This is a genomic window from Nonomuraea guangzhouensis, assembly GCF_019396345.1.
GTDB classification, from domain to species: domain Bacteria; phylum Actinomycetota; class Actinomycetes; order Streptosporangiales; family Streptosporangiaceae; genus Nonomuraea; species Nonomuraea guangzhouensis.
In genome coordinates, this window is the sequence record NZ_JAHKRM010000028.1 from 94,029 (window position 1) to 106,571 (window position 12,543).

11 protein-coding genes are annotated in these 12,543 nt (G+C 71.6%); 9 read left to right on the forward strand and 2 right to left on the reverse strand.

The annotated features are described in order from the left end of the window. Positions 1 to 21 precede the first annotated feature (21 nt). The 6 genes from solA (at position 22) to KME78_RS45180 (ending at position 4,923) form a co-directional block, all read left to right on the forward strand. Entirely contained in the window at positions 22 to 1,176 is a 1,155-nt protein-coding gene (gene solA, locus KME78_RS45155) for an N-methyl-L-tryptophan oxidase (RefSeq protein ID WP_219536105.1), read from the forward strand. Positions 1,177 to 1,178: 2 nt separating this feature from the next. Further along, positions 1,179 to 2,177 carry an aldo/keto reductase gene (locus KME78_RS45160; protein WP_219536106.1) on the forward strand — a complete coding sequence of 333 codons (999 nt, stop codon included), beginning with the start codon at positions 1,179 to 1,181 and terminating at the stop codon, positions 2,175 to 2,177. After that, positions 2,171 to 3,331: an aminotransferase class I/II-fold pyridoxal phosphate-dependent enzyme gene (locus tag KME78_RS45165; protein WP_219536107.1), complete on the forward strand. Its 1,161-nt coding sequence runs from the start codon at positions 2,171 to 2,173 to the stop codon at positions 3,329 to 3,331. The genes KME78_RS45160 and KME78_RS45165 overlap by 7 nt, the downstream gene beginning before the upstream one ends. Further along, the gene (locus KME78_RS45170; protein ID WP_219536108.1) at positions 3,324 to 3,737 is read left to right on the forward strand and encodes an ACT domain-containing protein; all 414 of its coding nucleotides are present in this window, start codon (positions 3,324 to 3,326) and stop codon (positions 3,735 to 3,737) included. Before KME78_RS45165 ends, KME78_RS45170 begins: the two co-directional genes overlap by 8 nt. 41 nt (positions 3,738 to 3,778) lie before the next feature. Continuing rightward, a complete protein-coding gene (locus KME78_RS45175) occupies positions 3,779 to 4,522 on the forward strand; it encodes a FadR/GntR family transcriptional regulator (protein ID WP_219536109.1) in 744 nt (247 codons plus the stop codon). A gap of 119 nt (positions 4,523 to 4,641) precedes the next feature. Further along, on the forward strand, positions 4,642 to 4,923 hold the full coding sequence (locus KME78_RS45180; RefSeq protein WP_219536110.1) for a hypothetical protein: 282 nt from the start codon (positions 4,642 to 4,644) through the stop codon (positions 4,921 to 4,923). Here the strand turns inward: KME78_RS45180 and KME78_RS45185 are convergent. Both KME78_RS45185 and KME78_RS45190 read right to left on the reverse strand, forming a co-directional pair. After that, positions 4,920 to 8,003, reverse strand: coding sequence for an AfsR/SARP family transcriptional regulator (locus KME78_RS45185; RefSeq protein ID WP_246653368.1), 3,084 nt, complete (start codon positions 8,001 to 8,003; stop codon positions 4,920 to 4,922). The genes KME78_RS45180 and KME78_RS45185 overlap by 4 nt on opposite strands. 48 nt (positions 8,004 to 8,051) lie before the next feature. Then, complete coding sequence (locus KME78_RS45190; protein ID WP_219536112.1) at positions 8,052 to 9,230, reverse strand: acyltransferase family protein; 1,179 nt, start codon at positions 9,228 to 9,230, stop codon at positions 8,052 to 8,054. A 69-nt stretch (positions 9,231 to 9,299) separates the two neighbouring features. Here KME78_RS45190 and KME78_RS45195 point away from each other — a divergent pair, with 69 nt between their 5' ends. From KME78_RS45195 to KME78_RS45205, 3 genes are all read left to right on the forward strand, one after another. Beyond that, positions 9,300 to 10,613 (forward strand): hemolysin family protein, encoded by a 1,314-nt coding sequence (locus tag KME78_RS45195; protein WP_219536113.1) that lies wholly within the window; start codon positions 9,300 to 9,302, stop codon positions 10,611 to 10,613. Continuing rightward, on the forward strand, positions 10,610 to 11,623 hold the full coding sequence (locus tag KME78_RS45200) for a hemolysin family protein (RefSeq protein WP_219536114.1): 1,014 nt from the start codon (positions 10,610 to 10,612) through the stop codon (positions 11,621 to 11,623). Before KME78_RS45195 ends, KME78_RS45200 begins: the two co-directional genes overlap by 4 nt. Positions 11,624 to 11,721: 98 nt before the next feature. Further along, positions 11,722 to 12,543, forward strand: a complete 822-nt coding sequence (locus KME78_RS45205; protein WP_219536115.1) for an SAM-dependent methyltransferase — start codon at positions 11,722 to 11,724, stop codon at positions 12,541 to 12,543.

Consider the following 12,543-nt stretch of genomic DNA (forward strand, 5'->3'; position numbering starts at 1 on the left):
CACCACCAGGAGTCCTCCCTCATGACCATCCGCAACACCTACGACATAGCAGTGCTCGGGCTCGGCGCCATGGGCTCCATGGCCGCCTGGCGCGCGGCCGCCCGAGGTGCCTCGGTGCTCGGCATAGAGCAGTACGGCATCGCCCACGACCGAGGTTCCTCGCACGGCGGTTCCCGGATCTTCCGCAAGACCCTCTTCGAAGGCCGCGAGTACATCCCGGTCGTCGAGCGCGCGCACACCCTCTGGCAGCGGCTGGAGGCCGAGTCGGGGACCACGCTGTTCCGCCGCTCCGGCGGGCTGTGCATCGGCCCCCGCGACGGCGCGCTCATCGACGACGCACTGCGCTGCGCCAAGGAGGCCGGCATCGAACACCAGCTGCTGGAGCCGGACGAGCTCGCCGCCCGCTACCCCCAGCACGCCACCATCGCCGGCGATGTGGCCGTGCTGGAGCCCGGAGCCGGGGTCCTCGACCCCGAGGCGGCCATCGCCGCCGCCCTGCGCCGCGCCTCGGCGGCCGGCGCCCGGTTGCACTTCCAGACCCAGGTGACGGCGCTGCGCCACGACGACGACGGCGTACGGGTGGAGACCAGCGACGACACCTTTCACGCCCGGCGCGCCATCGTGGCCACCGGGGCCTGGTTCACCGACCTGCTGCCCGACCTGGCCCTTCCCCTGCGTGTGCAACGCTCGCTGCTCTCCTGGTTCACCGGCCCGGACCGCGAGGCGTACCGGCCCGAGGTGTTTCCCGTCTTCATCCGGGAGAGCGGGACGGTCGACGGCTGGGGCATTCCGGATGTCGATGGCAGGGGGGTGAAGGTGGGCGCGGGTCCCACCGCGCCCAAGCGGTGGCTCGACCACGCCCGCGACAACGACCACCCGGTGAGCGAGAGCGACCTGCGGCCGGCCGAGGACTTCTGCCGAACCGCGTTCCCCGGCCTCACCCCGCGTGCCGTCACGGCCGCCGCCTGCATGAACTCCAAGACCCCCGACGGTGACTTCGTCATCGGCGTTCCCTCCGGCGCGCCCACCCTGGTCCTGGCCGGGGGGATGTCCGGCCACGGCTTCAAGCACGCGGCCGGGATCGGGGACATCACCGTCGACCTCGCCCTCGACGGGGCCTGCGACATCCCGCTCGACCGGTTCTCACCGGACCGGTTCGCCGGGAAGGAGAGCTGATCGTGGAGTACCGCCCTCTCGGCCGCTCGGGGCTGCGCGTCAGCCCCGTCGCCCTCGGCACCATGAACTTCGGCCCCGAGACCTCCGAGGCCGACTCCCGCGTCATCATGGACGCCGCCGTCGACGCGGGAGTCAACCTCTTCGACACCGCGGACGTCTACGGCGCCGACGCGAACCGCACCATCGCCGACCACGATCCCGCCAAAGGGCTCACCGAGCAGATCATCGGCCGCTGGCTGGCCGACCGTCCGGGCCGGCGCGACCAGATCGTGCTGCTCTCCAAGGCGTACGGCCGCATGGGACCGGGCCCGAACGACATGTACCTGTCGGCCCGGCATATCCGGCGAGCCTGCGAGGCGTCACTCCGCCGGTTGAACACCGACCACCTCGACATCTTCCTGCTGCACCATGTCGACCGCGCCACCGGCTGGCCGGAGATCTGGGAGGCGCTCACCGACCTGCGGCAGGCGGGCAAGATCCGGTACGCGGGCACCAGCAACTTCGCCGCCTGGCAGATCGTGCAAGGGCAGGAGGCCGCGCGGGCCCGCGGGCTGTTCGGCCTGGTGGCCGAGGAGAGCATCTACAACCTCATGGAGCGCACGGCGGAGCTGGAAATCCTGCCCGCCTGCCGCGCCTATGGCATCGGCGTGCTCCCGTACAGCCCGCTCAACTCCGGGCTGCTCGGCGGGATCCTCGCCAAGACCCGCACCGCCGCCCGCAGCGCCAGCTCGCGAGCCACCACCCAGCTCGACCGCCGACGCGACCGCATCGCCGCCTATGAGGTGCTGTGCGGCGAACTCGGTCACCCACCCGCCACCGTCGCCCAGGCCTGGCTGTGTCACCAGCCCGGAGTGACCGCTCCCGTCGTCGGCGCCCGCACCCTGGCGCACCTGCGGGACGGGCTGGCCGCCGCCGAACTGCACCTGTCCCCCTCAGACCTGGCCGCGCTCGACGCCGTCTTCCCCGCGTCCGGCCCCGCACCGGAGGCATACGCATGGTGAACACCTCGCCGCCATACCAGCGCTTCGAGCTGGAGAACTGGCAGTCCGACTACGAGCAGACCGTACGGTTCAACCTCTCCGACAGCACCATCGACCCGGTCTCGCTCGCCGAACTCCTCGGCCCGGACGCCGACCTCGGGGCGCTGCTCGCCACCGAGCTGTACTACCCCGAGGTCAACGGCGAGCGGGAGCTCCGCGAGCTCATCGCGGCCGGTTATCCCGGCGGTGACCTCACGGCGGACAACGTCCTGGTCACCGTCGGCGCCTCCGAGGCCAACGCCGCCATCGTCGACGCCTACTGCCCGCCCGGCTCCCGGGTCATCGTCATGGAGCCCGGATACCAGCAGGTCTGGGGTCTGGCCAGGAATCGGGGCTGTGACGTACGCGCCTTCCGGCTCGATCCCGAGCGCGGCTGGCGGCCGGACCTGCAGGCTCTCAGCGACCTGGCGGTCCCCGGCACCTCGGTCATCTACGTCTGCAACCCCAACAACCCGGTCGGCTACATCCTCGACGAGGACGAGATGACCGCCATCGTGGAGATCGCCGAGCGTTGCGGCGCCTGGCTGATCGCCGACGAGGTCTACCACGGCAGCGAGCACGACCCGGCCGCCCCCGCCCGTACCTTCGTCGGCCGCTATGACCGGGTCATCGGCGTCAACAGCATGTCCAAGTCGTACGGACTGTCGGGCCTGCGCGTCGGCTGGGCAGCCGGTCCGCCCGCCGTCATCCGGGAGCTGTGGCGGCGTCACGAGTACACGGCCATCGCGACCGGGCGCCTGGACAACGTCCTGGCCGCCCTCGCGCTGCGGAAGGACACCGCGGCCCGCATCCTCGGCCGCAACCGCGCGGCGATGGGCGAGGGATGGGCCCTGTTCGAGGGCTGGAAGCGGTCGCTCGGGGGCCTCGTCACGGCGCACCGGCCGATGGCCACTCCCCTGGCCTTCGTCCGCTTCGCCACCGCGCTTGACTCCGTCGAGGTCGGGCATCGTCTACGTATCGACGCCTCCACGCTGGTCTGCCCGGGGGTGTATTTCGGGTGTGAAGGTTATCTCCGGATGAACGTCGGATTCGGCCGCGACTACGTGGCCCAGGCACTCGAGGCCATGGCACCGGTGGTGCGCGCCATGGCCGAACAGGATCCCGCCCATGACTGAGACCTCACCGGCCCCGCCGCGCGTGACCTTGCGGGTGCTTCCCGAGACGTACGCGGTGTGCCGCATGAACCCCGCGACCGAGCACACCGTCCCGGTCGCGGGAACGGGCTCGCTCTACTGCCTCACCAGGACGGCCGACGAGCTGTCCCTCGTCTGCCCCGAGGCTCTCGCCCCACGGGCGGAGGCCAGGGTCGAGCCCGGCTGGACCTGCCTGGTGGTGGCGGGTCCGCTGGACTTCTCCCTGACGGGCATCCTCGCGTCGATCGCCGGGCCGCTCACCGAAGCCAATATCCCGATCTTCGTGGTCTCGACCTATGACACGGACTACGTTCTGGTCAGGTCCGAACAGGCCGATGCCGCGTTCGCGACCCTCGCCGCAGCGGGTCACACCGTCACTCCGGTATAGCCGGTCTGCCGGACATGCCCTCCCTTCACGATGGATGTGAGATGAACACCGAACCCCCTGACGATCTGTTCGCCCCGGTCGTGGTACGCAGTGCGGCCGCGCAGGTCGCGGACCGGATCGTCACGGCCATCCGGGACCAGCCGATCGAGCGGTATGAGCGCCTGCCCTCGGAGCGCGAGCTCGCCCAGCGGCTGGGGGTCAGCCGCCCCACGCTCCGCGAGGCTCTCGCCGCCCTGGAACTCGCCGGCATCATCCAGTCCTATCAGGGGCGGGGCAACGTCGTCGTCGCCACCGCGTCGCATGTGGAGAACTGGGGCATCGAGCTGCTGCCGACCCAGGTCTTCGAGGCCCGGCTCGCCGTGGAACCACAGCTCGCCGAGCTCGCCGCGGCCAAGCGCTACCCCGAGGACATCGAACAACTGAAGGCCATCGGCCGAGCGCTCGAAGAGGAGTTCCGCACGACCGGCCACTACCAGAGCGACCTGCCGGTTCACCGGGCCATCGCCCGCGCCGCCCGCAACCCGATCCTGGAGCGGGCCCTGGAGGAAGCTCTGCGCTACACCGAATCGCCACGCTGGGTGGCGCTCCGCTCCCAGGCGCTGATCCCCGACCACACCCGCAAGGGCCACATGGACGAGGCGCGGATGGTGATCCAGTACATCGAGGCCGGCGACGCCGAGCAGGCGGGCGAGATCTGGCGGCAGCATCTGCGGTTCTTCCGTGACGAGATGCTCGCCGGCCTCAAAGCACGCCCCTTGCCTGTGGACGACGCTTCCGGCCCCTAGGGACACTTCAGGCCAGGAGATTCACCGGCCTGGCCCTGCAGAACGCCGCCTTCGCCGGGATCATCGCGATCCGCCTCGCGCTCGCCCACGACAGCACGGCGAGCTCGGGGCTCTGGGGGTTGCACGGCGCGCTGTTCACCCTCAACGGCACCTTCCTGGCCCTGGCCATGCTCGGCCTGTCGATCGGCGGCCTGCGTGCCGGTCTCATCCGGTCATGGCATGGCACCTGGGGGCTGGTGTCGGCCGCGCTGATGTTCGGCTCGGCCACCCTCGCCCCCTTGGTCATCGACCACGAGGGTCCGCTTGGCCTGCTCGGTCTGCTGGGCTGGCTGATGTGGGTGGTCTGGATCATCACGTACGGCATCACGCTGATCCGCCTCAACCGTGACCAGGCGCGCTAGCGCCGCCGTACGGCCTGGATCGCGGCGTCCCGGGTGAGCGCGGCGGCACTGTCGTAGGCCGAGGCGAACGCCGCGTCGCCGAGCAGGGCACGGGCGCGTTCGGCGGGCCGCAGCAGATTGTCGTACCCGCTGAGATCCGTTGTCCCGCGCAGCGCGGTGGCCAGGCCGAGCAGGTGGGCGGCTCGCGCGGGTTCGCCGTCGGCCAGCGCGAGCGCGGCGCACAGGTGTGCCGCACCGGCCAGGGCCGGCATGTCCGCCGCGTCGGCGGCCAGCTCGATCGCCGTGTCGAGCGGCGGCCGGGCGCCGGCCACGTCGCCGTCGAGCAGGGCGGCCATCGCCCGGTAGCAGCCGGCCGACGCGCGGACCGGAGAGTGCGGGGTCGCGGCTTCCACCGCGTCGAGCTCGCGCAGAGCGGCCGCCCGCTCGCCGCGTCTGAGCAGGACCTCGGCCCGCGCCAGCCGGACGTACTCGATGCCTTCCTGCTTACGCAGCCGCGTCACGAACTCCCAGGCCGCCTCCATGTCGGCCTGGGCCTGGTCGAGTTCGCCGAGCCGGGCGCGCGTGATCGCGAGGTAGGCCAGGATGGCGGCCTGATCTTCGACGATGCCGAGCTCGCCGGCCAGGCGGAGCGCCTCCAGCCGCGCCTCGATCGAGGCGGCCAGGTCGCCTTGGCGGGCCTGGTGTTCGGCGAGCATGCGCAACGCCGAGGACAGGGCCCAGCGCTCGCCGAGGGCCAGCAGCCCCTGGCGGGCCTCCCCCAACAGGGTGAAGGCCCGGGTGATGTCGCCCTCGCTCTCCGCCATGATCGACAGCATCAGCAGCGTCGTCGCCCGCTCCCACCCGGTGATTCGCGGCAGCATCCGTTCGGCGGCCCGCGCGGCCCCCGCCGGATCGCCCAGCCACACGGGCGCGAACAGCAGCAGGACCCGCCCGGACAGCTCGCCGCCCAGCCGGTCACGCAGCTCGATGCCGGTGTCGACCGCCTGCCGGGCCGCCTCGACCGCGCCGAGCCCGTGGTGGGCGAACCCCTCCAGCACCAGCCGCACCGGGCGCTGCGCGTCGGGCACCTCGCCGGGCAGGTCCAGGATGCCGCGCGCCCAGTGCATGCCCTCGATGTTGCGGCCCTGCAAGTACCAGAACCACCACAGGGCCGCCAGAAGCCGCACGCCCAGCTCCGCGTCCCCGGCCTCGGCCGCGAACCGCAGCGCGGCCAGGAGGTTGTCGTCCTCGGCCCGCAGCCGCGCCATCCAGCCGAGCTGGTCCGCCGCGCGCAGCTCGGCGTCGGCGGTCTCGGCGAGCCGCAGGAAGTGGCGGGCGTGCCGGTCGCGGACCGCCCGGTCCTGTCCGGCCTCGATCAGCCGGGCCATCCCGTACGACCGGACGGTCTCCTGCATGCGGTAGCGCTCGCCGGAGAGCTCCACCAGGGACTTGTCCACCAGCGCGGTGAGGGCGTCGAGCACGTCGGCGGCCTCCGGCCCGCTGACCGCTTCGAGCGCGTCGAGCGTGGCGCCACCGGGGAAGGCGGCCAGGAGCATCGCGAGGTCGCGTTCGCGGACGGACAGCAGGTCCCAGCTCCAGTCGACGACGGCCTGCAGGGTCCGGTGCCGTGGCAGGGCCGTACGGCTGCCGCTGGTGAGCAGGCGGAAGCGGTCGTCGAGCTTGGCCGCGATCTGCTCGACGCTCAGCGCGCGCATCCGCGCGGCGGCCAGCTCGATCGCCAGCGGCATCCCGTCGAGCCGTGCGCAGATCTCGATGACGGTGGCGAGGCCGCCCTCGTCCGGCACGAAGCCGGGGCGGACCGAGACCGCGCGCTCGATGAAGAGCCGCACGGCCGGGTAGGTCCGCGGATCGTCGACCGTGACCGCCGGCCACTCCAGGGGCGGGATGGGGTAGAGGCTCTCGCCTCCGATGGCCAGGGACTCCCTGCTCGTGGCCAGGATGCGCAGGTCGGGGCAGGCGCCCAGCAGGCGGTCGGCCAGCACGGCGACGGCCGACACGACGTGCTCGCAGTTGTCCAGGACCAGCAGCACGCGCCGCCCCTCCAGCGCCTCGGCCAGCCGGCCGGCCGGGTCACGATGCGCCGCGGCGCCCTCGGACTCGAACCGGCCGGCGTCCCTGGCGCCGATCGCCGTGAGCACGGCGTGGGCGACGTCGAGCGGCTCGGTCACCGCTGCCAGCTCGACCAGCCAGACGCCGTCGGGCGCCAGCTCGGCGGCCCGGTCGGCGACCTCGGCGGCGAGCCGCGTCTTGCCCGCGCCGCCCGGCCCGACGACGGTGACCAGCCGACCGGCTTCCAGCGCCTTCGCGAGCTGCGCGAGCTCCTGCTCCCGGCCGACGAAACTGGTCACCTGGGCGCGCAGGTTGGTGCGCCGGGTCTGGCTGCGGGACTGGTGGCGCGGATCGTGGCGGAGGATCGCCAGGTGGAGCTCGGCCAGCTCCGCCGACGGATCGACACCGAGCTCGTCGGACAGCGTGCGCCGGGTCCGCTCGTAGGCGTCGAGCGCGTCCGCCTGCCGGCCGGCCGCGTAGAGGGCGCGCATCAGCAGGCCCTGCAGGCGTTCGCGCAAGGGGTGCGCGGCGGCCAGCGGCCGTAGCTCGCCGAGGACGTCGGTGCCTTCGGCGAGCTCCAGCTCCAGCCGCTCTTCCGTGGCCGACAACCGCAGCTCGGCCAGCCGTACCCCTGCGGGGGCGGCGAACGGCAGGTCGGCGAGATCCGCGAGCGCGGGCCCCCGCCACAGGCTTTCGGCCGCGCGGAGCGCCGCGAGGCTGCCGGCGGCCGTCAGCCGCTCGAAGCGGGTGACGTCGACGTCGTCGGGCTCGATCGCCAGCCGGTAGCCGGGCGGCCGCGACTCGATCGCCGTGGCGCCGAGCAGCCGGCGGGAGCGGGAGACCAGGGACTGCAGGGCGTTGGCGCTGCCCGCCGGCGGTTCATCGCCCCAGATGGCCGCGGTGAGAACGTCGATCGCCACGACCCGGCCGGGTTCGAGCGCGAGCCTGGCCAGCAGCGCGCGCACTCTCGTGCCGGGGATCTCGACCGGCCGGCCTTCGTCGTCGCGTATCTCGAACCGGCCGAGCAGCATCACACGCACGCCCCAAGCTTGCCATCCGGCGGACGGCGGTGGCGCCGATCATCGCGCGCGAGCCAGCCGGCGGCCGAGGCGCTGCATGGGCTGCTCCAGGAATCGGTAGGTCAGCCAGCTGCCCGGCAGGACCACGCTCATGACGAACAGGCCGATGCCGATCTGCATCGGCCACGGCGACCAGCGCATCTCGCCCACCACCTCGATGACGAGGGTGAGGATCGGCAGGTGCATCAGGTAGAGGGAGTAGCTGATCACGCCGAGCCAGGTGAGGACGTACGGCACGCGCCGCCTACGCCAGGCCATGCCCCCCGCGAACGTCAGGGCCGCCAGGACGATGGTCAACGCCCACACCTGAGGCCGCACCCACCACCACCCGGCGTTGATCGCCCAGAAGGGCGACAGCGTCACCAGCGTCGCGGCGAGCGCCACCGGCCACAGAGCGCCCTGCCCACGCTCCCACCGATGGATCGCCGTGCCGATGAACATCACCGCGAGCATCGCGGCGCCGAACCACGGCACGCGGCTGCTCAGCAACAGCAGCGCCAGCGCCATCACCCCCAGCGCGCAGCACGCGGCCGTCCGCATCCGGCCGGAGATCACACACACCAGGCCGGCGGCGAACCCCGCGAACGACACCCAGGCCAGCCACCCGCCGGTCAGCGGCGTGCCGGACAGCGCGAGGCCGGTGATGACGGCGGCCAGCCCGAACGCGACCGCGAGCAGCCCGCGACCACCGCGCGTCCCGGTAGCGAACAGGGCGGCGACCAGCAGGTAGAAGACCATCTCGTACGACAGCGTCCACATGGTGTTCACCACGGCACCGGAGCCGACCACGTCCATCAGCATGGTCGCGTGCGCGGCCACCGAAGCGGGATCCCGGGGCACCTCGACGCGCACCGGGATCCACCACGACAGGGCCAGGACCAGGCCGACGACCGCGAGGTAGAGCGGATACAGGCGGAAGAGGCGGCCGATCCAGAAGGCCCGCACGTCGCCGTGCCGTTCCAGCGAGATCGGGATGACGTACCCGCTGACCAGGAAGAACACCAGCACGCCGTACATGCCGAGGTTGAACGAGGTGGGCCGTAACCAGGGCAAGGCCCAGGTCATCAGGTGCTCACCCACGACCGCGAGCGCCCCGATGCCGCGCAGTGCGTCCAGCCAGGCGAGTCTGGGCAGCGCCGGTTGAACGACTTGGGAGGCCTCGAGGTGAGAAGTCGTCATATGGTCCAACGTATCGAAACGGTGACTCCGCCAGACACACTTGTCTTCCCCTGGTGCTAGCTTTCGGCCATGGTCCTGGATGTGGTCTTCCTGCTCGGGGCGCTGGCCTTGATCCTGGCCAACGGGATCTTCGTCGCGGCGGAGTTCTCCCTGGTGACCGTCGAACGCGTACGGGTCCACCAGCTGGCGCAGGCCGGGGACCGGGGCGCGCAGGGGATCGAGGCCGCGGTGCGGCGGCTGTCGTTCCACCTGTCCGGGGCGCAGCTCGGCATCACCGTCACGTCCTTGCTGCTCGGCGTCGTGGCCGAGCCGGCCATCGCCGACCTGCTCGAACCGCTGCTGGAGGACGTTCCGGCCGGTCGTGGCGCCTCCGTCGTCCTGGCGATCGTCATCTCCACGGTGGCGCAGATGGTCCTGGGCGAGCTGGTGCCCAAGAACGCCGCCCTATCCAAGCCGATGGCCGTGGCCAGGCTGGCGACGCCGCCGCAGCGGGTGTTCTCCGCGGCGTTCGGGCCGCTGATCAAGGTGTGCAACGCGGTGGCCGACGGCATCGTCCGCCGGCTGGGGGCCGAGCCGCAGGAGGAGCTCGCCTCGGCCCGCTCCCCCGAGGAGCTGGGCCTGCTGGTGCGGCTCTCGGCCGAGGCCGGGGTGCTGCGGCCGAGCACGGCCGCCATGCTCCACCGGGCGATGCGCTTCGGCGGCAAGATCGCGGCCGAGGCGATGACCCCGCGTACGGACTGCGTGACCATAGCCGGATCCACCAGCGTCGCGGAGTTCCTCAAGCTGGCCCGCCGCACCCGGCACCTGCGCATCCCGGTGGGCGGCGCGGAGCTGGACGACATCCTCGGCGTGGCCAGCGTCCCCCGCGCCTGCGCCGTGCCGGTGGCGGAGCGGGAAGGGACGCCGGTGAGCGCGATCGCCAGGCCGGCGGTCACGGTGCCCGAGTCGGTGAACCTGGAGGTGGTCCAGGAACGGCTCAGCTCGACGGGGGTCGAGATGGCCGTGGTGATCGACGAGTACGGCGGCTTCGCGGGCATCGTCACCGTGGAAGACCTGGTGGAGGAGCTGATCGGCGACATCGCCGACGAGTACGACCTGCCCGAGGAGGAGTCGGCGGAGCCCACGGCCGCGCTGCTCGCGCCGGGCGCCTCGATCAGCGCGCCGGCCGTGCTGCGGGCGGACGAGGTCGAGGAACGCACCGGGTTCCGCATGCCCGAAGGGCCTTACGAGACGCTCGCGGGCCTGGTCATGGCCCGGCTCGGCCGCATCCCCGATCCGGACGACGAAGTCGAGGTCGACGGGTGGACGCTCCGGGTGGAATCCATGCGTAACCGGCGCATCGAGCAGATCACCCTCACCGCGCCGAGTCAGGACCTCTCATGACCATCACCGACGGCTTGGTCCTCGTACTGCTCCTGGCCGTCAACGGGTTCTTCGTGGGCGCCGAGTTCGCCCTCATCTCCGCGCGCCGCACCCAGCTCGAGCCGCAGGCGCAGGCGGGCTCACGCCGGGCGCAGGCGGTGCTCGCCGCCATGAACACGATGCCCACGATGCTGGCGGCCGCCCAGCTCGGCGTGACGCTGGCCTCGCTGATGCTCGGCGCCTTCGGCGAACCGGTCGTGGCACGTGCCCTGGAGCCGCTCTTCGCCGCCGTGGGCCTGTCGGAGAAGATGCTGCATCCGGTCGCCTTCGCCCTGGCGCTGCTCCTGGTGGTCTCCGCGCACGTGATCATCGGTGAGATGGTGCCGAAGAACCTCGCGCTGTCCGGCCCGAACACGGCGGCGCTGTGGCTGGTGCCCGCCCTGTTCGTTCTCGCCCGAGCGATACGCCCGCTGCTCACCCTGGTCAAGGCCATGTCGGACGTGGTGCTGCGGTTGCTGCGCATCCCGCCGACCGACGAGATCCGCACCGTCTACACCTCGGAGGAGCTCCCGGTGCTGATCGAGGAGTCGCGTCAGCACAAACTGCTCCGCCAGGACGAGCGCGACCGGATGATCGCCACGCTCGCGTTGCACGCTCGCCCGGTCAGCACGGTCATGGTGCCGATCGACGAGGTGGTGAGCGTCCCCGCGACGATCGACAGCCTCGGGCTGCAGGAGTACGCGGGCCGCTACGGTCACTCCCGGTTCCCGGTGCACGGCGACAGCCCCGCCGAGCTGCGCGGCTACCTGCACGTCCTGGACGCGCTCAACGGGCACGGCTCCCGTCAGCCGCTGCCGATCCGCGCCCTGCCGGTGCTCGGCGAGACGGCGACGCTCGCGGACGTCCTGGCGACCATGCGTAAGCGACGGGCCCAGCTCGCCGCCGTGACCGGTGCCGGCGGGCAGATGCTCGGCGTGGTCACTCTGGACGACGTACTCAGCGGTATCGTCCGCCAACCTCCGAATTTGTGACGAACGTAGGCACAGATCCAGTTTTGTGGGTGACAGCGCGATATAAGGCCGGGAGACTGGGCTGGACTCACATAGGCGACAAAAGAGGAGAAGGTTTCGTGTCTGATGAACCCTCGCAAACCGATCCGGCACTGCCTTCCAAAATCGACGCCACCCAGCCGCATCAGGCCCGGGTGTGGAATTACTGGCTGGGCGGAAAGGACAACTACCCGGTAGACCGCGAGCACGCCGAACAACTGCGGCAGATCTACCCGGGCATGGAGGACATCGCCCGCCACGCCCGCGCTTTTCTGGGACGCGCCGTCCGATACCTTGCCGAAGAGGCAGGTATCCGGCAATTCCTGGACATCGGCACCGGACTGCCGACAGTCGACAACACCCATGAGGTCGCCCAGCGCGTCGACCCGGCCTGCCGCATCGTCTATGTCGACAACGACCCCCTGGTGCTGGTGCACGCCCAGGCGCTGCTGACCAGCGATCCCCGGGGCACCTGCGACTACATCGAGGCCGACGTGCGCGACCCCGACACGATCCTCGACTACGCGGCCAAGACGCTGGACCTCAACCAGCCCACCGCGCTCATGATGCTCGGCGTCATGGGGACGATCTTCGACGACGACCAGGCGCACGCCCTGACGCGGCAGCTGCTGGACGCGCTGCCGTCAGGCAGCTATCTGGTGTTCGAGGACGGCACGAACACCATCAAACCCGATGCGGCCGCGGAAGCCGGCCGGCTCCACGACGAAGAGCAGTCCTACTCCTACCGCCTGCGCACCCCCGAGGAGATCGCCCACTTCTTCGACGGCCTCGAGCTGGTGGATCCGGGCGTCGTCTCGGTCTCCCGCTGGCGGGTGGAAGCCGCCGTGTTCGGCGTCCCCGACGAGGTGGACGCCTTCTGCGCCGTGGCCCGCAAGCCGTAG